Source organism: Candidatus Rhodoblastus alkanivorans, assembly GCF_022760755.1.
Classification (GTDB): Bacteria; Pseudomonadota; Alphaproteobacteria; order Rhizobiales; family Beijerinckiaceae; genus Rhodoblastus; species Rhodoblastus alkanivorans.
This window is the reverse complement of sequence record NZ_JAIVFP010000001.1, coordinates 3,231,195-3,252,034: the sequence shown is the minus strand read 5'-3', so window position 1 is coordinate 3,252,034 and position 20,840 is coordinate 3,231,195. Positions and strand designations below refer to the sequence as shown.

Here is a 20,840-nt window from a genome sequence, read left to right as displayed (position 1 = left end):
CGTCCTGCTTGTTCAAGGTTCCATCATGCTCGAAATCGAAAATCTCCACGTTTCCGTCGCCGGCAAGAAGATCATCGACGGCCTTTCGCTCAAAGTCGCGGATGGCGAGGTCGCCGCGATCATGGGGCCGAACGGCTCCGGCAAATCGACCTTGTCCTATGTCGTCGCCGGCCGCCCGAATTACGAAGTCACCGAAGGTGCGGTCCGGCTCGATGGCGTCGATCTGCTCGACAAGACGCCCGCCGAGCGCGCCGCGCTCGGCCTGTTCCTCGTCTTCCAATATCCGCTCGAAATTCCTGGCGTCGCGACCATGACTTTTCTGAAGGCCGCGATCAACGCTCAGCGCAAGGCGCGCGAGGAGGGTGAGCTTTCGACGCCCGATTTCATGAAAAAGGTGCGCGAGGCGGCCAAGAAGCTCAATATTCCGCAGGACATGCTCAAGCGCCCGGTGAACCTTGGCTTTTCCGGCGGCGAGAAGAAGCGCATGGAAATCCTGCAGATGGCGTTGCTTGAACCGAAATTCGCCATTCTCGACGAAATGGATTCCGGCCTCGACATCGACGCGCTGCGCGTCTGCGCCGAGGGCGTCAACGCTTTGCGCTCGAAGGAGCGCGGTCTGCTGGTTATCACCCATTACCAGCGCCTGCTCGACTATATTGCGCCCGACACGGTGCATGTGATGTCCCACGGCCGTATCGTAAAAAGCGGCGGGCCGGAACTGGCGCTGGAGTTGGAAAAGAGCGGCTATGCCGATTATGCCGAAGAGGCCGCATGATGGGCGCCCTGTTGCAAAATCCAACCCAGGCCGAGCAGGACCTGCTTGCGAGCTTCACGCTCGAACAGGCGGGCGGCGAGCGCAAGGCGGCCTTCGAGCGTTTCGCCCGCGCTGGCCTGCCGTCGCGCCGCAACGAGGCCTGGCATTACACCGATCTGCGCGCCAGGTTGCGCGCCGCCCCGCCGCGCGCGAAAAAGCCTGACGCTGTGGCGCTGGAACGGGCGAAGGAAAAGCTCGCGCCGGTCGATCGCCTTCGGATCGTGACCTTGGACGGCTTTTTCGTTCCTGAACTGTCCGACGATTTTTCCTTCACGCGCGGCGTCACGCTTCGTCCGCTGACCGATAACGATCCTGTGCTCAAGCGTCTCGCCGAGGACGCCGACGACGCCTTGCTCGACTTGAACGCAGCCTTTGCCGAAGGCGGGGCCGTGCTTGAGATCGCGCCCGACGTCCAGATGGACGCGGTTTTGGAGGTGGTCGCGCTCGGCGGCGCGACGGGCGCGGTCAGCCGCTATGGCCGGCTTTTTGTCGTGCTCGGCGACGGCGCGCGCGCTTCGGTGCTGGAGACGCGCGCCGAGGGCGGCGAGGGCTTTGGCGACAGCGCGATCTTTCTGTCGCTTGGCCGCGGCGCTGAGCTCGACTACGCCTGCCGCGCGCGAGAGGGCGCCGCGGTCGAGGTGCAGACTTTCGTCGCGCGGCTGGAGGCGGAGGCGCATCTGCGCGCGGTCGCCTTCGTCGGCGGCGCGCCCTTCCTGCGCCGTCAGCTGTTCGTTTCCTGCGCCGGCGAAAACGCTGAAGTTTATCTCGCGGGCGCTGCTCTGCTGCGCGGGCGGGAGCATGCCGACACCACGCTTGTGCTGACCCATGACGCGCCGTCCTGCATCAGCCGCGAGACCTTCAAATATGTTCTCGCCGATCAATCGAATGGCGTGTTCCAGGGCAAGATCGTCGTCCCGCCGCACGCGCAAAAGACGGACGGCAAGATGTTGTGCCGTGGGCTTTTGCTCTCGGACGACGCCGCCATGTCGTCCAAGCCCGAGCTGGAAATCTTTGCCGACGACGTCGCCTGCGGCCATGGCGCGGCCTGCGCGCGGCTCGACGCCAGCCAGCTCTTTTACATGGAGTCGCGCGGCGTTCCGCGCGAAGAGGCTCAGGCCATATTGGTCGAGGCCTTCGCGGCCGAAGCTTTTGACATTCTCGACGACGAGGAATTGCGCGATTTGCTCACGGCCGATCTTGCGCGTCTGCTTGCCGGGGGAGGTTTCGCATGAACCAGCCGGTCAGGATCGTGCCCTATGACATCGAGAAAATTCGCGCCGATTTTCCGATTCTCGCCGAACGGCCCTATGGCAAGCCTCTGGTCTATCTCGACAATGCGGCTTCGGCGCAGAAGCCGCGCGCGGTGATCGAGCGCATGGTTCATGTGTTCGAACATGAATACGCCAATGTCCATCGCGGCCTGCATTATCTCGCCAATGCCGCGACTGACGCGTTCGAGGCGGCGCGCGAGAAAATGCGCGGCTTCCTCAACGCGGGCTCGACCGAGGAAATCATTTTCACCCGCGGCGCGACGGAGGCCCTGAACCTCGTCGCCTCGTCCTATGGCCTCGCCCATATCGGCGAGGGCGACGAAATCGTGCTCTCGATCATGGAGCACCATTCCAATGTCGTGCCCTGGCATTTCCTGCGCGAGCGCAAGGGCGCGAAGCTGAAATGGGTCGATGTCGAGGACGACGGCTCGTTCTCGCTGGAGAAATTCGCGGCGGCGCTGAGCGACAGGACCAAGATCGTCGCGCTCACCCATATGTCCAATGTGCTGGGCACGGTGACGCCGGTGAAGGACATCGTCCGCCTCGCCCACGAGCGCGGGATTCCGGTGTTGATTGACGGCTCGCAGGGCGCTGTCCACTGCGACGTGGACGTGCGGGATCTCGACGTCGATTTCTATGTCGTGACCGGCCACAAGCTTTACGGCCCGACCGGGATCGGCGCGCTTTACGGCAAGAAGGAATGGCTGGAAAAGCTGCCGCCCTTCGCCGGCGGCGGCGAGATGATCGAGACGGTGACGCTGGACGATGTCACCTATGGCGTCCCGCCACAGAGATTCGAGGCCGGCACGCCGCCGATCGTCGAGGCGGTGGGCCTCGGAGCCGCGCTCGATTATATGGAAAGCATCGGCCGCGACGCGATCGACGCCCATGAGGCCGATCTCGCGGCCTATGCCGCAAAGCGCCTGGGCGAATTGCCTTATCTGCGGCTGTTCGGCCATGCGCCGGGCAAGGGCGCCATTTTCTCTTTCGAAATGAAGGGGGCGCATGCCCATGACGTCGCGACGGTGATCGACCGTTCCGGCGTGGCCGTGCGCGCCGGCACCCATTGCGCCCAGCCTTTGCTGTCGCGTTTCGGCGTGACTTCGACCTGCCGGGCGAGCTTCGCGCTCTATAACACCCGCGCGGAAGCGGACGCACTCGTCGCGGCGCTGGACCGCGCCGCCCATCTCTTTGCCTGAACGGAATGTCGCGATGAACGAGCACGCCAAGCCTGAGGCCGAACTTGAGCCGAACCGTCCCGCCTTCGCCGTGCGGGACGCCATTTCACCGCATGAACTCGACCGGCTCACCGATGGCATCATTGGGGCGCTGAAGTCGGTTTTCGACCCGGAGATCCCGGCCGACATATACGAACTCGGTCTGATCTATCGCGTCGATGTCGACGAGAGCCGCTTTGTCACCATCGACATGACGCTCACCGCGCCGGGCTGTCCGGTGGCCGGCGAAATGCCGGTCTGGGTGCAGAACGCCGTCTCCGCCGTGCCGGGCGTCGCGGGGGTCGAGGTCAATATGGTGTTCGATCCGCCGTGGGATCAAAGCCGGATGTCGGAAGAGGCCCGCATCGCGCTCGATATGTGGTGAATCACTTCGCGTCCGGCGCGATGAACTGGCCGAAGCCGCGCGGGTTCGAGCCGACGGAGATCTTTTTCGTCACTTTGAGCGTCTTCACGTCGATCTCGGTGATGTTGTCCTCCATCCAGCACACGGCCGCCGCCGATTTCTGGTCGGGCGCGATCAGTAATCCTTCCGGATAGCCGCAGGCGTCGATGACGCCGAGCGGCGCATAGGTCCTGCCGTCGAAGGCGGAAACGCTGTCGTCGTGCTGGTTGGTGACGAAAATGCGCGAGCCGTCCCGGGTCACGGCAGCGACATAGGGATATTTCCGCACCTTCAGCCGCCGCGTCTCGCGCCGGGTTTTGGGATCGACCACCGACACGTCGAAGGATTTCACATTGGCGACGAGAATGCGCGGCCCGTCGGGTCCGTTGGGGTCATAGGTTACGCCGAAGGGCGACTTGCCGACCGGAATTTCGGCCACGGCGTGGAGGCTGGCGAGATCGACCACGGAAATCGTGTCGCTCTCGCGATTGGCGACATAGAGCCAGCGGTCGTCCGGACTCACGGCCATGCCGGACGGCGATTTGCCGACCGGAATTTCCCCGGTCACGGCAAGTTTTTTCGTGTCGATCGCGTAGACGCGGTTGGTGTACCAATCGGCGACGAACAGGCGCGCGCCGGTTCGATCGAGCGTGACGCCCAGCGGCCCTTCACCGACGGGGATGTTGGCGATCATGCGATAGGCGCCGTCTGATTCGCGCTCGACGACGGAAACGCTGCGCCCTTCGGGATTGGTCACATAGACCCGCGCGGCGCCGGGGGCGACAGCGACGCCCGCCGGTTTCTGCCCGACCTTCACCTTCTGGACCGTGCGCCCTTGGGCGAGATCGACAATCGAGAGGGCGTTGGCGCCCTGGTCGGTGATGAAAGCGAGCGGCCCCGCCCGGACGGCGCCCGCCGTCAGCAGGACGAGGCCGACGCCTCCAAGGAGGCGCGCGATCACCTTTCGGCTTCGGCGATCTTCTTGAGATTGTCGAGCCCCGCCCGATAGACCTTGCGCACGGCGGCGGCGGAAGCCGCGTCGTTCAGATTGGGCGGCGGGTCGTTGTTCATATAGCCGCGGTAGAAGGCGCCCTTCCATTCGACGATCGAGCCGCCCTTGCCGTCATCGAGCACGGTGAGGAAGGACTCGTAATCGTTCACGGGCAGGATCTTCGGATCGACCTTCGGAATCTCGTATTTATAGGTGCGCTTGGCGGCGTCATATTTGTCGAGCACTTCGTTGAAGCTCGGATTGCCCGGGGCTTTGAGCACGACCTTGCGGGTGGAGCCCTCTTCATTGCCCTTGTCGGCGACGCTGGAGGCGACCATCGGGTGCCATTTGGAGAGGCTGTCAAAATCCTTGATGATCGCCCAGACCTGATCGGCCGGCTGATTGATATAGACGAGTTCGACAACCTTCTGCCGCGTGGGTCCATGCGCCGAAGCGGGCGCGACAAACAGGGCGATCAAGGCCGCCGCCAGAGCAAAAACTCTCATTTCTCCCTCATTCCTTTGCGCCGGATTCCATCCGGCCGGGGGGATATTGTCGGGAACCAGGGCGGCCTGCCAATAGAGGCAGGAGCGAAACAGGCGGTCGAAGGCCGAATTATGCTAAAATTAAGAGGCTGACGCGGTTAGTTCCCGGCCTTGCGGTACATGCCGGAAAAGGACACGTTCATCCCGCCGCATTGCATATTGTCGCGCACGAATAGAAAGGCGCCGGCGCGGACCATGCGCAGGTCGCAACCGCTGACCGAATCGCTGTCGACCACGGTCCCCTGGCCATTTTTCAGCACGAGTGGCCCGGAAAACGAGCCGAGATTGACAGCGCCGCGCTTGACCCGTTCGGGATCAAGGGCGCCGAAAGTCGCTTCGCCTTGGGCTTGCAAGCCATTTTTGGCGTTTTCGATGGTGATGTCGGCCTCGACGCGTTTCCAATGGCCGGTCCAGCTTTCCGGGCTGGTCTCGACGGGCGCCGGCTCGATCGCCGAAGAAGGCAGCCAGCCGCCGCGATCCCCCTTGCCATTGTCATAAGCGACACAGGTGAATTCTCCACGCTTCGCGCCGACCGCGACGAGGTCGCCGGGCACGAGATAGGCCTTTTCCTGACATGCGGCCGCAGCAGAGGGGCAGGCGTTCTTTTTGTCGCCATTCTTGCGGAAATTGACTTTTCCCGCATCCGCCTTGATCCGGCCGATCACAAGACTGGGCGTGTTGGCGAAATCGACGCCGGAGCAGAACCGGTCGTCGCTCTGCGCCCGAGCCGCGAGGGGAGCGACGAAGAGCGCCGTCGCGGCGCAGGCCAGACCGAGGCGCCGCATGAGGATCACTCCTTTTTGCCGAATTCGGAAACCCCGCCATGGGCCGCCGACCATTCGGCCGGAGCGTGCAGGAATTTCTCGACCTCGTCGAGCGTGGCGCCAGGCAGGTAATTGGTCTTGCGCGCGACCTTCAGCACGTCCCACCAGGTGGTGAGCTGGTGCAGCTCGATGTTTTCCTTACGCAGCTCGTCGCGCGCCTGCGGGAAAATATCGTAGAAGAAGAACACGAAAGTGTGGTCGCATTTCTGCCCCGCCTCGCGAATGGCGGAGATGAAATTGACCTTCGAGGCGCCGTCGGTGGCGAGGTCCTCCACCAGCAGGGTGCGCGCGCCGTCCTGCAATTCGCCTTCGATGCGGGCGTTGCGGCCAAAGCCTTTCGGCTTCTTGCGGACATATTGCATCGGCAAGGCGAATCGGTCGGAAATCCAGGCGGCGAAAGGAATGCCCGCGGTCTCGCCGCCGGCGATAATGTCGAGGCTCTCATAGCCGATCTCGCGCTGGATGGTCTTCACCGCGAAATCCATCAGCGCGTTGCGCAGGCGGGGGAAGGCGATCAGCTTGCGCATGTCGGTATAGACCGGGCTCGCCCAGCCCGAAGTGAAAATGAAAGGCTTTTCCGCATTGAAAAGGACGGCGCCGACTTCGAGCAGCATCTTGGCGGTTTCTTCGGCGATCAACTGCTTTTCCAGGGCGGCGGGGGAAAGGTCGGTCATCTTTGGCCTCGTGGTTTGGCGCTGGTTTGAACCGGATGGCGGCCGAGGTCAATCGCCTGTTGCCCAGCCAGCTCAGAAGCGCGAAAAGGGGCCATGACCGATCTCTTCGCCAGCGCCGGACTGGACCGGGACGCGCCGCGCCCGCTCGCGGAAAAGCTGCGGCCGAAAAGCCTCGCCGACGTCGCCGGCCAGGACCATCTGCTCGGCCCAAACGGGGCGCTGACGCGGCTGGTCCAATCGGGGTCCCTCGGCAGCCTGATCTTCTGGGGCCCGCCCGGCACCGGCAAGACCACGGCGGCGCGCCTGCTGGCGCATGAAACGAAACTCCATTTCGTCCAGGCTTCGGCGATTTTTTCCGGCGTCGGCGAGTTGAAAAAAATCTTTGAAGAGGCGCGCGGGCGTCGCGCCACAGGGCAGGGAACCCTGCTGTTCGTTGACGAAATCCATCGCTTCAACCGCGCCCAGCAGGATTCCTTTCTGCCGGTGATGGAGGACGGGACGATCACCCTGATCGGCGCCACCACCGAAAATCCGTCTTTCGAACTCAATGCTGCGCTGTTGTCGCGGGCCCGCGTGCTGACCTTCCACAGCCTCGACGCCGCGGCGATTGAAAAGCTCCTTGAGCGCGCGGAAGACGCCGAGGGCAAAACACTGCCGCTCGATTCCGAGGCGCGCGCGGCGCTGGTCCTGATGGCCGACGGCGACGGCCGCGCCGCCCTGACTTTGGTCGAAGAGATTTTCCGCGCCGCCCGGCCGGGCGAGGTTTTTGACGCCAAGACGCTGACCGAGATCGTCCAGCGCCGCGCGCCAATCTATGACAAGGGCCAGGAGGGCCATTACAATCTCATCAGCGCCCTGCACAAGACCGTGCGCGGCTCGGACCCCGACGCCGCGCTCTATTATCTCGCCCGCATGTTCGACGCCGGCGAGGACCCGCTTTTCATCGTCCGCCGCGTGGTGCGCATGGCGGTCGAGGACATCGGCCTCGCCGATCCCCAGGCGCTCGTGATCGCCAACGCCGCCAAGGACGCCTATGATTTTCTGGGCTCGCCGGAGGGCGAACTGGCGATCGCCCAGGCCGTGGTCTATTGCGCGACGGCGCCCAAATCCAATGCCAATTATGTCGCCTACAAAGCGGCGATGAAGCTCGCCCGCGAGCATGGCTCGCTCATGCCGCCGAAAATCATTCTCAACGCGCCGACCAAACTGATGAAATCGGAAGGCTATGGCGCCGGCTACGCCTATGACCACGACGAGCCCGACGCCTTTTCCGGCCAGGACTATTGGCCCGAGGTTTTGGGGCGGCAAAGGCTCTATCGTCCGGTCGAGCGCGGATTCGAGCGGGAAATCACCAAACGCCTGGACTATTGGGAAAAATTGCGAAAAGAACGCGAAGGAAATTGAGCGCGCGGATTTGATCCATCGCGGCGTCGCGGAGTGGGACAGCGTGATCAGGTTGAGACCGAGCAGTCGCTATCAGCAGCATATTGCAGCGCGTTCGCGTATTGCGTTCAAGCGATCGTCGCGGCAGGCGATGTTCCTCGCCGGCGGCCTGACGGTGGGCGGCGTCGCCGTGCTGATGGCCTGGCTTGCCGACAAGGCGCAGGAAATCCTGACCCTGGTCCTGCATCACGCGCCCGACATCGGACTGGTGGCGACGCCGATCGGATTCGGCATTGCGGTCTATCTGTCGCGCCATGTTTTTCCCAATTCGCAGGGCAGCGGCATCCCGCAGGTCATCGCGGCTTTGCAGATCGAGGACAAGGAGCAGCGCTCGCCGCTGGTTTCGCTGCGGGTCGCCGTGGGCAAGATCGTGGTGATGACGCTCGGCCTGCTGTTCGGCGCCTCGACCGGGCGCGAGGGGCCGACGGTGCAGGTCGGCGGCGCGATTATGTATGCGCTGGGCCATCGCGCGCCTTACCGGCAGGCGGGCTTCCTGCTCGCGGGGGCGGCGGCGGGGGTGTCGGCGGCGTTCAACACGCCGCTCGCCGGCATCGTGTTCGGCATCGAGGAATTGAGCCGATCCTTCGAAACGCGCACCAGCGGCCTGATCATCGGCGCGGTGATCGCGGCGGGTCTGACCTCGCTGGCGCTCGTTGGCGACTATTCCTATTTCGGCTCGACCGCGGCAATTCTGCCGCTCGGCTCCGCCTGGGCCGCGATCCCGATCGGCGCCGTCGCCGGCGGGCTCAGCGGCGGCGTCTTCATCCGCATCGTTCTGGCCTTCGCCGGCGGCCTCTCCGGCCGATTCGGCGCGGCGATCGCAAGACAGCCAATCCTTTTCGCCATGCTTTGCGGCTTCGGCGTCGCCCTCTGCGGTCTGCACGGCGACACGTCGGTTTTCGGCACCGGCTATGCCGAGGCGCGCGCCATCGTCCATGCCAGCGCCAATATCGATTACTGGTTCGCGCCGCTGAAATTCATCGCCACCACGCTCTCCACCATCAGCGGCATTCCCGGCGGCCTGTTCTCGCCGTCGCTCTCGATCGGGGCGGGCGAGGGCGCCTTGCTCCGTCTCGTCTTCCCCCATGTTCCCCTCGGCGCCCTGGCCCTGATCGGCATGGTCTCCTTTCTTACCGGCGTGACTCATGCCCCGATCACGGCCTTCGTCATCGTTTCGGAAATGACTGACGATCACGCCATGATCATCCCATTGATGATCGCGGCGCTGGTCGCCGAGGCGACTTCGAGGCTGATGAGCCGGGAAGGGCTCTATCACGCCCTCTCCCATCATTTCCTCGCCAAAGCGGAAACGGCCGGTCACGCCAAATAGGCGGATGACGGCGCGTCGCGGCTTGGCTATAGAAAGAAAATGCGGGCCTATCTTCTCATCTTCCTCGGCGCCGGCGTCGGCGGCTGTCTGCGTCACACCGTGAATCTTATCGCGGCGCGGCTGCTCGGGACCAATTTCCCGTGGGGAACGTTCCTGATCAACATTTCCGGCTCCACGATCATGGGGCTGGCGGCGGGCTATCTCGCTTTCCGCACCGGCGCGAACTGGACGCAGCACGTGCGCCTTTTCCTGCTGACGGGGGTTCTCGGCGGCTACACCACCTTTTCGGCCTTTTCGCTCGATTCCGCTCTGCTGTTCGAACGCGGGGAAGTGGTTTTGACGGCGGCCTATGTCGGCGGCTCGGTGCTGTTGGCGCTTGCCGGCGTCTTCAGCGGCCTTTTCGTCGCGAGGGCGCTGTCGTGATCGGCCCACGAGCGCGATCGCCGCGAAAAGGCGCTCCACGCAAGGGCGCGGCGGCGCCCAGGTCTTCCGCCAAAAAGTCCACCGCCGAAAAGTCCGCGGCCGAAACGTCGGCCGTCGTAAAGAAAACGCCCGAGCCGGTCAAATTGGCGCTTGGCGTGCAGACCCTCGTCGTGACGGAAGACGAGGAGGGGATGCGCGTCGACCGCTGGTTCAAGCGCCGCATTCCGACCCTCACGCTTTCCTATCTCGCCAAGATCTGCCGCAAGGGCGAAGTGCGCCTCGACGGCAAAAGGGTGGAAACCTCGTCGCGCGTCGCGGCGGGGCAGAAGGTGCGGGTTCCGCCGCTGAACGTCGAGGCGCCCAGGGCGCCGGCGGTGAAGCGGCCGGAGCAATCCGAAGCCGACGCCCGCGCGATCCGCGACATGATCCTGCTCGACGACCGCGATCTGATGGTGCTGAACAAGCCCTATGGCCTCGCGGTCCAGGGCGGTTCCGGCACCAAGGTCCATCTCGACGGCATGTTGCAGTCGCTCGCCGATGAACGCGGCGAGCGCCCGGTACTGGTCCATCGCCTCGACCGCGACACATCCGGCGTGCTGCTGATCGCCAAGACCAGAAAAATGGCCGCCGATCTTGGCGAGATTTTCCGCTCGCGGTCGGCCAGCAAGATCTATTGGGCCATGGTCGAGGGCGTGCCGCGCCCGGCGCAGGGGCGCATCTCGCTCTATCTCGCCAAGGGCGAGGGCATGGGGGATAATCGCCTGCCGCGCGGCCGCCACGGCATGGAGGAGCGCCGCGACATCGAGAAAATGCGCGTCGCCAGACATGGCGACGACGACGCCCAGCATTCAGTGACTTATTACGCGGTGGTGGACAAGCTGGCGCCCCGACTGTCCTGGCTGTCGCTAAAGCCGCTGACCGGCCGCACCCATCAGCTTCGCGCCCACGCGGAAGCCATCGGCTGCCCCATTGTCGGCGACCCAAAATATGGCCACGGCGACGAAGACCGCCGCCGCCGCGCCGACCCCAACCGCAACATACCCGAGGGCGTCGAGAACAAGCTGCATCTGCTGGCCCGCCGCTTGATCCTGCCTCATCCCAAAGGCGGCGTGCTCGACGTCACCGCGCCGCTGCCGCCGCATATGAAAAAAAGCTTTGAGATGTTCGGCTTCGACATCAGCCAGCGCGATCCGATTTTAGACGCGCCGGAGGAGTGAAGGCTTCGCCCTTGCGAACCACGGGCGCGTTTCGCGCGCCCGTCGAAGCGACGACCGGCGTCTGAACCGGTCTATGGCGAAGCAAGCCACCTGTTAGCCTGCTGAAAGATTGCGTGGATCGCTTTGCGGAGCCTGTCATCGGACCGGCCGAAGGCCGGATCCGTTGGCTCGCAATGACGTGGCGGCTTATGCGGCATATGCCGCGCAGGCCATGAATCCTGCGCGCAATTCCTCTTCCTTCAGCTTGCGGCCGATGAAGACGATGCGGCTGGAGCGCTTTTCTTCGGACTTCCAGTCGCGCTGGAGGTTGCCGTCGAGAATCATGTGGACGCCTTGGAAGACATAGCGTTTCGGCTCGTTCGGAAAGGCGAGGATGCCCTTGGAGCGCAAAATGTCTGGGCCGTCGCGCTGAACCACTTCATTGATCCAGGGCATGAAGAGGTCGGGGTCGACCGGACCGTCGAGTTGGAAGGCGACCGAGCGGACCTGCTCGTCATGGATCACCTTGGGCGGGTGATGCTCATGTTCGTGATGATCATGCCCGTGCTCATGTCCGTGCTCATGTCCGTGCTTGTGATCATGCTCGTGATCGCAATCCGGACCGCAATCATGGTCATGATTATGATGGTGATCATGATCATGGTGGTGATGATGACCACGATCGTGATCATGGTGGTCATGATCGTGCTCTTCGGCGGTCAGAAATTCCGGCTCCAGCTCCAGGATCCGGTCGAGATCGAAGGCCTTGCGGTCGAGCACGGCGTCGAGCGCGACGTCGCATTTGGTCGTACGGTAGAGTTTCGCATAAGGGTTGAGGCCGCGAATCCGCGCCTCGACCTCTTCCAGCTCCTCCTCGCTCACGAGATCGGTCTTGTTGATGAGGACGACGTCGGCGAAGGCGATCTGGTTCTTGGCTTCCGGCGCATCCTTCAGGCGCGCCGCCAGAAATTTGGCGTCGGCGACGGTGACGATGGCGTCGAGCCGGGTCTCGTTCTGGACGTCGGCGTCGACAAAAAACGTCTGCGCCACCGGCGCCGGGTCGGCGAGCCCGGTGGTCTCGACCAGAATGGCGTCAAACTTGCCCTTGCGGCGCATCAGGCCCTCGATGATGCGGATCAGGTCGCCGCGCACGGTGCAGCAGATGCAGCCGTTATTCATTTCGAAGACTTCCTCGTCGGCGTCCACCACGAGTTCGTTGTCGATGCCGATCTCGCCGAATTCATTGACGATGACGGCGAATTTCTTGCCGTGATCCTCGGTCAGAATGCGGTTGAGCAATGTAGTTTTTCCCGCCCCCAGATAGCCGGTGAGGACGGTGACGGGAATTTTTTCGACAGACATGCGAACTCCGGTCATGCGTTGGGCGCGAGCGCCTTGGTCAGTTCGACTATATTGTGGTTCGGCGCGTCAATGTAAGCGCCTGCGGGGCCATTTCGCGGCAAAAGCGAGTCTTAAAAATGCTTGAGCCGATTTTCGCCCCAAGCCCTCGGGGCGATCGGCGCGCGAGACGTCTTTGCAGGCGCATGGTTGCACCCTATTCTGGTAAGAGTCCCTGGCTACGAAGCCCAACATTGGTTCAGAAGTCCATGTCCGCCCAATCGGCGCCCGCGCGTTTGAACGAAATGCAGACCCGGATCCGGGATTTACTGGAGCGCGCGCAAAAGCCCCTTTCGGCCTATGACGTGATCGACGCCTTGCGCGAGCATGGCCGCGTCGCCCCGCCGACGGTCTATCGCGCTTTGCAGAAGCTGATCGACGAGGGGCTCGCCCATAGGCTTGAGACGCGCAACGCTTATGTCGCCTGCCGCGACGAGGGCCATGCCTGCGGCCATCGGCATCGCGCCGGCTTCATGATCTGCCGCGCCTGCGGCCGGACGTTGGAATTCGGCGACGCGGAGATCGAGAGCCTGCTGTCTCGCGCGGCGGCGCGCAGCGGTTTTTCGGCCGAACGCGTCGCAATCGAAATCCAGGGGCTCTGCGCCTCCTGCGCGGAGGAGGACGCCAGTTCCGCAGATGCGGAGCAGGGCGGGCCTTAGCCCTCCCGACGCAAAGGAGGCGGGCGCAAAAGACGCCCGTGCTTGCGGACGGGCGTCGGCTTGCGATGGTTGGGAAGCAAAGGCCGATGTTATTGGGTGAGATGGCCTTCCGCGAGGAGTTTCTGGAAGATATTCGCCAAGGCGCTGGACACGTTGCCGCCGATTCCAACCGCCTGATAAAGGTCGGGTGAGCTGGCGCAGGCTTGCACCGCCGCGCCGATTTGGTCGGTTGGGCTCTGATATTGCGCGACTTTTTGGTTGTAAAACGCATTGGTCGGCAGCGGATAATAGGTCGTGTAGAGCGTCGCGATCTGAACGCCGCGGTTTTTGATCGCCGTGCAAAGGTTCGGGTCGATCGGCTTGATCGCCCGGGCGCCGTTGAGTTTTTCGTCCGTCAGGCCGTCGGTGATGATGATCACGAATTTTTTCCGGAAATTTGCGCTCGATCCGTCGCCAGGACTCGGGATGACGTTATTCAGGGCCGGCACGGCAGTGTCGAAGGACGTGTCCTCGTCGCTATATTGATTCTGGAAATCGACCGACATGAGGTCGAGGGACTGCACCTGCGTCTTGATGGCGCTGGTGTCGGCGCTGAGCGGCGCGACATTGGCGATCGCGTTGGTTTGCGCGGCGGTCGCGGTTGCGCCGAACGAATAGACCGCGAATTGATACTGGTTGGAAACGTTGTTGACCGCCTCGATGCTGGCCGCCATATCCATGAGGTTCTGGGTCGCCGACCGGAGCAGGTCGATGCGCAAAGTGACATTGTTGGCGCGCGCGATGGAGTAATAATCGACGCTCGCCGACTGACTAGAGACATGACAGGCGAAACCGCAACTCGCCTCGTTCGGGTTGTTGGGAATGTGAGACGTCAGGCTGATAAGATTGTTGATGTCGGTCTGCGTCGCGCCAATGCCCATCGACGGCGTATTGTCGAGCAGGAGATAGAAGTCGTAATAGCTGGGAAGCGTCAATGTCGCTTTTGTCGAATGTGCGCCCGTCTGGGCGACATTCATTGACGCGACATTGGCCAATGCGCCGAACAGGTTGGGCGATTTCGCCTGGAAGCTGACGTCCGCCGTGATGACCAGGCCGCTCTGCTGAACGGTGACGGTCGGGGGCTGGCTGAGATTGGAATAATAATTCCCGGCATTGGCGACAAAAGCGCGCTGGCCCGCCGCCTGCGCGTCCAGGATCATCTGCGCGGCGTTGACATTGTTGGCGTAGTCCGTTTGAGCGGTACTGAGCGCCGCCAGAGCGGCGGCGTCGGCGGCGGTTTTCAGCGTCCCTTTCATCGAAAGCGCCCTGCCGTAATCGAGCGTAAGTCCGACGATCAGCGCTATCCCGACGACGGCGAAAGCGAAGAGAAGCACGACCGAGCCGGATGTTTCCTCGCGAAACGCGACGATTTTCCGCCGAAACTGTTCAGGTTGCACGGGCTCGCCTCCATTGGTCCCCGCTTGCGCCGGACGCCTCGCCGGCCATTGCGCCGAGATTTACGGGAATCGTGTTGAAATCGACCAAAATCGATCGCTCAAATTTTATGGAACATTCCTTGTCCCAGGCTGCGCGCCGGATTCGACAAGGGCGGCGTCAGGCCCCACATTGCGGGTGACGATTCGCTTATCGTTCGTCCGGGGCCGCGTATTGACCGATCCTTTTTCGCCAGGCGATGACGACCTGTCCGCCCCGAGGCCGGGTGGGATAGCCGCGCGCGCCCTTGCGGCTGCGCGCGGGTCTCCCGATTGGCTCGCCGCCCTCAATCCCGAGCAGCGCGAGGCGGTGGAGACCCTCGACGGCCCCCTGCTAGCGCTGGCCGGCGCCGGGACCGGCAAGACCCGGGTGCTGACGTCGCGCATCGCCCATATTCTGGCGCTTGGCCGCGCCCGGCCGCATGAAATCCTCGCCGTCACCTTCACCAACAAGGCGGCGCGCGAGATGCGGGAGCGCATCGCCATGCTCATCGGCCCGGCCGCCGAGGGCATGGGCTGGCTCGGCACCTTCCACGCCATTTCCGCGAAAATCCTGCGCCGCCATGCCGAACTGGTCGATCTCAAGTCGAATTTCACCATTCTCGATACCGACGACCAGATTCGCCTGCTCAAACAGGTGCTGAAGGCGGAGAACATCGACGAGAAGCGCTGGACCGCGCGGGTCCTGGCCTATCTGATCGACAATTGGAAGAATCGCGGCCTCGACGCCAGGCATGTTCCAGCCGGCGAGGCGCAGGCCTTCGCCAATGGCAAGGGCGCGGCGCTCTACACGCTTTATCAGGAACGGCTCAAGACGCTGAACGCGGTCGATTTCGGCGATCTTCTGCTCGAAACCCTGCGTCTGCTGCGCGAAAATCCCGACGTGCTGCGCGATTATCAGCAGCGGTTCAAATTCATTCTGGTGGACGAATATCAGGACACCAACGCCGCGCAATATCTCTGGCTGCGGCTGCTGGTCCAGCGCGCCGAACCGTCCCAGCCGCAAAACCTTTGTTGCGTGGGCGACGACGATCAGTCGATCTATGGCTGGCGCGGCGCCGACGTGGACAATATTCTGCGCTTCGAGACGGATTTCCCCGGCGCCAAAGTGGTGCGGCTGGAGCGCAATTACCGCTCGACCGGCCATATTCTCGCCGCCGCCTCCCATCTCATCGCCCGCAACCGCGACCGGCTTGGCAAGACCCTGTTCACCGATGGCGAATGGGGCGAGAAGGTCACGGTCGCCGGCGTGTGGGATTCCGAGGAGGAGGCCCGGGTCGTCGGCGAGGAGATCGAACAGTTGCAGCGCCAGGGCGCATCGCTCGACGACATGGCCATATTGGTGCGCGCCTCCTTCCAGATGCGCGAATTCGAGGAACGTTTCATCAATCTTGGCCTGCCTTACAAGGTGATCGGCGGCCCGCGCTTCTACGAGCGGCTCGAAATCCGCGACGCCTTGGCCTATCTGCGCTGCGTCGCCCAGCCGGCCGACGATCTCGCGTTCGAACGCATCGTCAACACCCCCAAAAGGGGGCTGGGCGAAAGCACGCTGCAGACGGTCCATGAATACGCGCGGTTGAGCCGAATTCCGTTGATGCAGGCGGCCCGCGCCCTGGTCGAAACCGAGGAGCTCAAGCCCAAGCCGCGCGGGGCTTTACGGACCCTGCTCGGCGATTTCTCGCGCTGGTCGGCGCAGATCGCCGAAAAGCCGCATTACGAACTTGCCGAACAGGTGCTCGAGGAATCCGGCTATACCGATTTCTGGAAACAGGAACGTACGGTCGAAGCCGAGGGACGGCTGGAAAACCTGAAAGAGCTGATCCGCTCGATGGAGGAATTCCCCGATCTCGGCGCCTTCCTCGAACATGTCTCGCTGGTGATGGACGTGGAGAACAATGAGGCCGGCGCGCGGGTTTCGATCATGACTCTGCACGGCGCCAAGGGCCTCGAATTCGACACGGTGTTCCTGCCCGGCTGGGAGGAGGGCCTGTTCCCCCACCAGCGCTCGCTGGACGAAAACGGCCGCGCCGGCCTGGAGGAAGAGCGACGCCTCGCCTATGTCGGGGTGACGCGGGCGCGACGGCGAGCGAAAATCCTGTTCGCCAGCAACCGCCGCATCCATGGATTGTGGCAGAGCACGGTTCCCTCGCGCTTCGTCGACGATCTGCCGGTTGATCACGTTCAGGTGAGGGACGAGGCGCGCAGCGGCGGCTCCTATGGCGCCTATGCCCAATCGCGCTTCGCCAATATCGACGCTTTCGGCTCGACTTATGAAACGCCGGGCTGGAAGCGGGCCAGGAGCCGCGCCGAGCAAACGCGCGCCTCCGAGAAAGGGGCGCCTTCTTCGCGCGGGCCGAAAACGATCGAGGGAGAAGTTCTGTCGCGCGCGGCGCCGGCCGGCAAATTCGCGCCAGGCGCGCGCATTTTCCATCAGAAATTCGGCTCCGGCTCGGTCGCCGCAGTCGACGGCTCGAAGCTGACGATTGACTTCGACAAGGCTGGCCGCAAACTGGTTCTCGACACTTTTGTCGAGTTGCGGGGCTGAGGCGACGGGATTGAGCGATGCGCGATCTCCTGACCTATATCGGCATCGCGCTGATCCTCGTCCTGAGCGCCGCCTTCGCCGCGCCTTATTTCATCGATTTCAACGCCTTCCGCTCCGGCATCGCCGCCGAGCTGTCGCAGGCGGTCGGCGCGCGGACGCGTTTTGAGGGTCCGATCGCGCTGCATTTCCTGCCCACGCCGCGGTTCAGCGCCGAGGACATCGACATTTCGGGCGATTTCGGCCATGTCCACGCCAAAAGCGCCGTCTTCGCGCTCGCTTTGCCGGGGCTGCTGCAAGGACGGCTGCAATTCATCCGCGCCGCGCTCGATGACGCCGATGTCGTCCTCGACGCCGACAAGGCCCGCCCGCCAGCGCTCGCGGGCGCGCTGCAATTCGACGATCTCGCCCTGCGCCGCGCCGATGTGACGATCTTGCGCGGCGGCGCGCCGGCGATCGAGGTCAAGGGGCTCGACCTTTCCGCGCGGGTTCCCGGTCCGCAGGGGCCGTTCGACGGGCGCGGCGCTTTCGATTGGCGCGGGCGAAGGCTGGCCTTTTCCTTCTCGTCCGACGTGCTGGCGAAAGAGGTCGTGCCGCTGAAGGCGAGCCTGACCTGGCCCGGCGACACGGCGAGACTCGACCTCGACGGTCGCGTCGATTTTTCCAGGTCGCCGGCCTTCGAGGGCGAGGTCAAAGCCTCGGGCAAGGCGGCGCCGGGACCGTGGACGGCGCAGGCTTCGGCGCTGCTTTGGCTCGACGGCGCGCTGGCCCGCAATTTTTCGGCCCGGCTCGGCGACGGCCCGCTCGCCGATCAACTGTCGGGCAGCCTGCGCTATGAGACGCGCAGCAGGAAGCTCGTTCTTGCCCTCGAGACGCCGCGTCTTTCGCAATCCTGGACGGCGTTTTTCGCCGCGCCTTTGAGTCAGGCGACAAGCGGCGGCGCGCCGTTCGACCTGCGCCTCGGGGCCGACGCCATCACTTGGCGTGGCGTTCCCTGGTCGCAGGCGCGGCTGATCTGGCGGACGGACGCCCCCGCCAATCTCCAGGCGACGGGGCCGGGCGAATCCCGGATCGAGATTTCGGCGACGCCCGAGGCTGGCGGCTGGCGCGGCAAGGCGCGGCTGAAGGCGGGGGACTTTGGCGCCTTTGCCGCCGCCTTGCGCGAGAGCGCGCCCGGAATGGGCGCGGTGCTCGCTCCTGCCGGCCTTCACGCCGTGGACGCCTCCGCCGCTTTCGTCGCGACGCCGGACGAATGGGCCTTGAGCAATGGCGATTTTCTGCTCGGCCGCAACCGCTTCAGCGGCGACGTCCGGCTTCGCCTGGCCAAAGCCGGAACCCCGCCGCTCCTAACCGCGCGCCTTTCCGCGCCCGCGCTCGATCTCGACGCCGCGCCGGATTTTGCGGCGGAAGGGTTCGCCGGTCTCGATCTCGACCTTTCGCTGCAGGCGCGCACCCTCACATCGTCGCGCGCCGGCGCCCTGTCGGGAGCGGGGGGGCGCATCGACGTCCATTTCCTGCGCCAGGGCGAAGCGATGCGGCTGGAGCGGCTCGACATGCGCAATATCGGCGGCGCCGATCTCACCGCCTCCGCCGCCTGGAGCAGGAATTTTTCCGACCTGCGCGGCGAGGCGCGGCTCAAGGCGGGCGATCTCGGGCCACTGGCGCAGGCGCTAGCCCGGGTCTGGCCCAGCGCGGCGACCAAGGCGCTCGCGGCGCGGGCGAAAATCCTGTCGCCGGCCGATCTGTCGGGCAAGGCGACGGATGGCGGCTTTTCGGTCAAGGGGACGCTCGGCGCAACCCGGATCGCCGCGAATTTTCCGCCCACGACCGGCGGCGGGCGCGCGGTCGCGATCGATCTGAACGCGCCGGAAGCGGGGGCCCTGCTCAACCAGCTCGGCGCGCCGGTGGTCTGGACCCAGAAGCTCGGCCCCGCGCGGCTCTCCGCCCACGCCCAGCCCAATCCGGCGCGCCAGGGCGCGCGGAGTCTCGCCGCTTCCGCCGACCTCGCCGGTCTCCACGGCGAATTTCGTGGCGCGCTCGCCGATTCTACTTTGGAGGGTGAAGCGCGCCTTTCCGGCGACGCCGGAAAAGTCCTGGCGCTTTATGGCCAGTCCGGCTCCGCGCCTTTGCGTTTCTCTGCCCGCGTCGCCTGGCGCGACGGCGTCCTCAATGCGCAAAATCTCGACGGCGACTGGGCCGGCGCCAAGGTCGCGGGCGACCTGTCGGCCGATTCGACTGGTCTGAAAGGCGCCCTGCATTGCGGGCGGTTCTCGGGCCCGGCGCTTGTCGCGCTCGTGCTCGGCCCGCCTGAGCCGGCCAAAGCCGGCGCTTTATGGTCGAGCCTGTCCTTTGCCCCGGTCCTGCTCGATCCGCCGCCGGCGAAACTGTCGGTGACGACCGACGACCTCGAGCCGTTTGGCGGGAAGGCTCATTTTGACTTCATGCTTCGCCGAGGCGCGCTTTCGGTGGCGCGGGCAGAGGCCGCCGTGCTGGACGGGGCCGTGCGCGGCGGGTTCGACTTGCGCCGCGACGGCCGGCAGATCTCCTTGAGCGGCGAAGCGGACGCAGAGAATCTTGCGTTGCGCGATCGGGCTTTTTCCGCGCGGCTCGACGGCAGGCTGAAATTCGCCGGCGGCGGCGGCGCCAGCGCGGCGGCGCTTGCCGCGTCCCTTGCGGGCGACGGCGCCGTCCGCCTGCGCGACCTCGTCGTTCAGCAGGCCGCGCCCGGCGCTCCCGATGAGGCGCTCAAGGCCAGCGAGGCCAATGACGCGACTTTCGACGCCAAGGCGGTCGCGAAAAGCCTCGACGCCGCTTTTGCCCGCGCCGCCCTGCGCCGCCCGCAGGCGAATTTCGCGGCGCGGCTCGCGGATGGACAATTGGCGCTGACCCCGTCCGACGACGGCGGTAAGGGAATCGAGGCCGGCTTCGACCTGCGCGACGCGAACTTGTCGCTCGCTTTTTCCGCCTCGGCGCAAACGCCCGCCGGCTGGAGCGCGCCGGCGCCGGTCGGGGCGGTGGCGTGGTCGGGACCTTGGCGGGCGCCGTCGCGCCGGGTCGACGCCGCAGCCTTCGTCGATGCGGTCGCGACCCGCGCGCTGGAGCGCGAACAGGCTCGCATCGCCACGCAGAAAAAAGAGGACATGGAGAGATTACGTACGCTCTCGCTGCAGCCCGCGCCGGCGCTAACGCCGGCGCCGCCGCCCTAAGGCTGCGTCGCCTTTTCGCGATAATGCTCCAGAAGCCGCACGCGCAGCGCGGAAGAGAGATTGGCCTCGCCGCGCTCGGCGTCAATTTCCGCGACCAGAGCCGCGACGCTTACGCCGCGCTCTTGGGCGAGTTCGCGCAGGGCGTCCCAGAAGGCGGATTCCAGCGATATGCTGGTGCTGTGACCGGCGATGACCAGGGAATGTTTGCGCATCCGGCCCGAAGCCGGAGTCATGGCTCGCCGTCGCCGCCGGGCGCTTCATCCAGCCGATGCCCTTCGAGCCGACGCTCGGCGAGCGATTTCGTCTTTTCCGCAAGACCGCGCTCCGCCTTGCTCAGGCCGAAGCGGACGCGGTTTTCCTGCGCCTTTTCGTCGTCCTTGCGGCGTTCCCGCGTCTTGCGGGCGCGGCGGAGATTGACGATCTCGCCCATCG

At 64.6% G+C, this 20,840-nt stretch carries 19 protein-coding genes; 11 read left to right on the top strand and 8 right to left on the bottom strand.

Annotated elements, in window-relative coordinates:
• Positions 1-25 precede the first annotated feature (25 nt).
• The 4 genes from sufC to K2U94_RS15055 are packed head-to-tail and all read left to right on the top strand — an operon-like array spanning position 26 to position 3,687.
• Positions 26-775, top strand: coding sequence for a Fe-S cluster assembly ATPase SufC (gene sufC / locus K2U94_RS15070; RefSeq protein WP_243067984.1), 750 nt, complete (start codon positions 26-28; stop codon positions 773-775).
• A complete protein-coding gene (locus tag K2U94_RS15065; RefSeq protein WP_243067983.1) occupies positions 772-2,046 on the top strand; it encodes a SufB/SufD family protein in 1,275 nt (424 codons plus the stop codon). The genes sufC and K2U94_RS15065 overlap by 4 nt, the downstream gene beginning before the upstream one ends.
• Positions 2,043-3,284: a cysteine desulfurase gene (locus K2U94_RS15060; protein ID WP_243067982.1), complete on the top strand. Its 1,242-nt coding sequence runs from the start codon at positions 2,043-2,045 to the stop codon at positions 3,282-3,284. Before K2U94_RS15065 ends, K2U94_RS15060 begins: the two co-directional genes overlap by 4 nt.
• Positions 3,285-3,297: 13 nt before the next feature.
• Positions 3,298-3,687, top strand: coding sequence for an SUF system Fe-S cluster assembly protein (locus tag K2U94_RS15055; protein WP_243067981.1), 390 nt, complete (start codon positions 3,298-3,300; stop codon positions 3,685-3,687).
• Position 3,688: 1 nt separating this feature from the next.
• Here the strand turns inward: K2U94_RS15055 and K2U94_RS15050 are convergent, their stop codons facing one another.
• The 4 genes from K2U94_RS15050 to K2U94_RS15035 form a co-directional block, all read right to left on the bottom strand.
• Complete coding sequence (locus K2U94_RS15050) at positions 3,689-4,666, bottom strand: YncE family protein (RefSeq protein WP_243067980.1); 978 nt, start codon at positions 4,664-4,666, stop codon at positions 3,689-3,691.
• Positions 4,663-5,202 carry an SRPBCC family protein gene (locus tag K2U94_RS15045; RefSeq protein ID WP_243067979.1) on the bottom strand — a complete coding sequence of 180 codons (540 nt, stop codon included), beginning with the start codon at positions 5,200-5,202 and terminating at the stop codon, positions 4,663-4,665. The genes K2U94_RS15050 and K2U94_RS15045 overlap by 4 nt, the downstream gene beginning before the upstream one ends.
• 137 nt (positions 5,203-5,339) lie before the next feature.
• Positions 5,340-6,026: a hypothetical protein gene (locus K2U94_RS15040; protein ID WP_243067978.1), complete on the bottom strand. Its 687-nt coding sequence runs from the start codon at positions 6,024-6,026 to the stop codon at positions 5,340-5,342.
• 5 nt (positions 6,027-6,031) lie between these two features.
• Positions 6,032-6,739, bottom strand: coding sequence for an orotate phosphoribosyltransferase (locus K2U94_RS15035; protein ID WP_243067977.1), 708 nt, complete (start codon positions 6,737-6,739; stop codon positions 6,032-6,034).
• Between the two features lie 93 nt (positions 6,740-6,832).
• Here K2U94_RS15035 and K2U94_RS15030 point away from each other — a divergent pair, with 93 nt between their 5' ends.
• The 4 genes from K2U94_RS15030 (at position 6,833) to K2U94_RS15015 (ending at position 11,152) form a co-directional block, all read left to right on the top strand.
• Entirely contained in the window at positions 6,833-8,143 is a 1,311-nt protein-coding gene (locus tag K2U94_RS15030; RefSeq protein WP_243067976.1) for a replication-associated recombination protein A, read from the top strand.
• 130 nt (positions 8,144-8,273) lie between these two features.
• On the top strand, positions 8,274-9,512 hold the full coding sequence (locus K2U94_RS15025; protein ID WP_243067975.1) for a chloride channel protein: 1,239 nt from the start codon (positions 8,274-8,276) through the stop codon (positions 9,510-9,512).
• A gap of 39 nt (positions 9,513-9,551) precedes the next feature.
• Positions 9,552-9,935 (top strand): fluoride efflux transporter CrcB, encoded by a 384-nt coding sequence (gene crcB, locus K2U94_RS15020; RefSeq protein WP_243067974.1) that lies wholly within the window; start codon positions 9,552-9,554, stop codon positions 9,933-9,935.
• A gap of 191 nt (positions 9,936-10,126) precedes the next feature.
• Entirely contained in the window at positions 10,127-11,152 is a 1,026-nt protein-coding gene (locus tag K2U94_RS15015) for an RluA family pseudouridine synthase (RefSeq protein ID WP_243068892.1), read from the top strand.
• Positions 11,153-11,338: 186 nt separating this feature from the next.
• Here the strand turns inward: K2U94_RS15015 and K2U94_RS15010 are convergent, their stop codons facing one another.
• The gene (locus tag K2U94_RS15010; RefSeq protein WP_243067973.1) at positions 11,339-12,493 is read right to left on the bottom strand and encodes a CobW family GTP-binding protein; all 1,155 of its coding nucleotides are present in this window, start codon (positions 12,491-12,493) and stop codon (positions 11,339-11,341) included.
• A gap of 281 nt (positions 12,494-12,774) precedes the next feature.
• On the opposite strand from K2U94_RS15010, the gene K2U94_RS15005 reads away from it, so the two are divergent.
• Positions 12,775-13,188, top strand: a complete 414-nt coding sequence (locus tag K2U94_RS15005; RefSeq protein ID WP_243067972.1) for a Fur family transcriptional regulator — start codon at positions 12,775-12,777, stop codon at positions 13,186-13,188.
• 89 nt (positions 13,189-13,277) lie between these two features.
• On the opposite strand, the gene K2U94_RS15000 is transcribed toward K2U94_RS15005, so the two are convergent.
• Positions 13,278-14,624 (bottom strand): pilus assembly protein TadG-related protein, encoded by a 1,347-nt coding sequence (locus K2U94_RS15000; protein WP_243067971.1) that lies wholly within the window; start codon positions 14,622-14,624, stop codon positions 13,278-13,280.
• Positions 14,625-14,835: 211 nt separating this feature from the next.
• On the opposite strand from K2U94_RS15000, the gene K2U94_RS14995 reads away from it, so the two are divergent.
• Entirely contained in the window at positions 14,836-17,205 is a 2,370-nt protein-coding gene (locus K2U94_RS14995; RefSeq protein ID WP_243067970.1) for an ATP-dependent helicase, read from the top strand.
• A gap of 17 nt (positions 17,206-17,222) precedes the next feature.
• Positions 17,223-20,408, top strand: coding sequence for an AsmA family protein (locus tag K2U94_RS14990; RefSeq protein ID WP_243067969.1), 3,186 nt, complete (start codon positions 17,223-17,225; stop codon positions 20,406-20,408).
• Here the strand turns inward: K2U94_RS14990 and K2U94_RS14985 are convergent.
• Positions 20,405-20,641, bottom strand: a complete 237-nt coding sequence (locus K2U94_RS14985; protein WP_243067968.1) for a ribbon-helix-helix domain-containing protein — start codon at positions 20,639-20,641, stop codon at positions 20,405-20,407. The genes K2U94_RS14990 and K2U94_RS14985 overlap by 4 nt on opposite strands.
• Complete coding sequence (locus tag K2U94_RS14980; protein WP_243067967.1) at positions 20,638-20,838, bottom strand: DUF4169 family protein; 201 nt, start codon at positions 20,836-20,838, stop codon at positions 20,638-20,640. Before K2U94_RS14980 ends, K2U94_RS14985 begins: the two co-directional genes overlap by 4 nt.
• Positions 20,839-20,840: the final 2 nt, after the last annotated feature.

What these genes read in the sequence shown, in the direction of transcription:
- sufC (WP_243067984.1), top strand. Translation starts at nt 26, where the DNA reads ATGCTCGAAATCGAAAATCTCCACGTTTCCGTCGCCGGCAAGAAGATC.
- K2U94_RS15065 (WP_243067983.1), top strand. Translation starts at nt 772, where the DNA reads ATGATGGGCGCCCTGTTGCAAAATCCAACCCAGGCCGAGCAGGACCTG.
- K2U94_RS15060 (WP_243067982.1), top strand. Translation starts at nt 2,043, where the DNA reads ATGAACCAGCCGGTCAGGATCGTGCCCTATGACATCGAGAAAATTCGC.
- K2U94_RS15055 (WP_243067981.1), top strand. Translation starts at nt 3,298, where the DNA reads ATGAACGAGCACGCCAAGCCTGAGGCCGAACTTGAGCCGAACCGTCCC.
- K2U94_RS15045 (WP_243067979.1), bottom strand. Translation starts at nt 5,202, where the DNA reads ATGAGAGTTTTTGCTCTGGCGGCGGCCTTGATCGCCCTGTTTGTCGCG.
- K2U94_RS15040 (WP_243067978.1), bottom strand. Translation starts at nt 6,026, where the DNA reads ATGCGGCGCCTCGGTCTGGCCTGCGCCGCGACGGCGCTCTTCGTCGCT.
- K2U94_RS15035 (WP_243067977.1), bottom strand. Translation starts at nt 6,739, where the DNA reads ATGACCGACCTTTCCCCCGCCGCCCTGGAAAAGCAGTTGATCGCCGAA.
- K2U94_RS15030 (WP_243067976.1), top strand. Translation starts at nt 6,833, where the DNA reads ATGACCGATCTCTTCGCCAGCGCCGGACTGGACCGGGACGCGCCGCGC.
- K2U94_RS15025 (WP_243067975.1), top strand. Translation starts at nt 8,274, where the DNA reads ATGTTCCTCGCCGGCGGCCTGACGGTGGGCGGCGTCGCCGTGCTGATG.
- crcB (WP_243067974.1), top strand. Translation starts at nt 9,552, where the DNA reads ATGCGGGCCTATCTTCTCATCTTCCTCGGCGCCGGCGTCGGCGGCTGT.
- K2U94_RS15015 (WP_243068892.1), top strand. Translation starts at nt 10,127, where the DNA reads ATGCGCGTCGACCGCTGGTTCAAGCGCCGCATTCCGACCCTCACGCTT.
- K2U94_RS15010 (WP_243067973.1), bottom strand. Translation starts at nt 12,493, where the DNA reads ATGTCTGTCGAAAAAATTCCCGTCACCGTCCTCACCGGCTATCTGGGG.
- K2U94_RS15005 (WP_243067972.1), top strand. Translation starts at nt 12,775, where the DNA reads ATGCAGACCCGGATCCGGGATTTACTGGAGCGCGCGCAAAAGCCCCTT.
- K2U94_RS14990 (WP_243067969.1), top strand. Translation starts at nt 17,223, where the DNA reads ATGCGCGATCTCCTGACCTATATCGGCATCGCGCTGATCCTCGTCCTG.
- K2U94_RS14985 (WP_243067968.1), bottom strand. Translation starts at nt 20,641, where the DNA reads ATGACTCCGGCTTCGGGCCGGATGCGCAAACATTCCCTGGTCATCGCC.
- K2U94_RS14980 (WP_243067967.1), bottom strand. Translation starts at nt 20,838, where the DNA reads ATGGGCGAGATCGTCAATCTCCGCCGCGCCCGCAAGACGCGGGAACGC.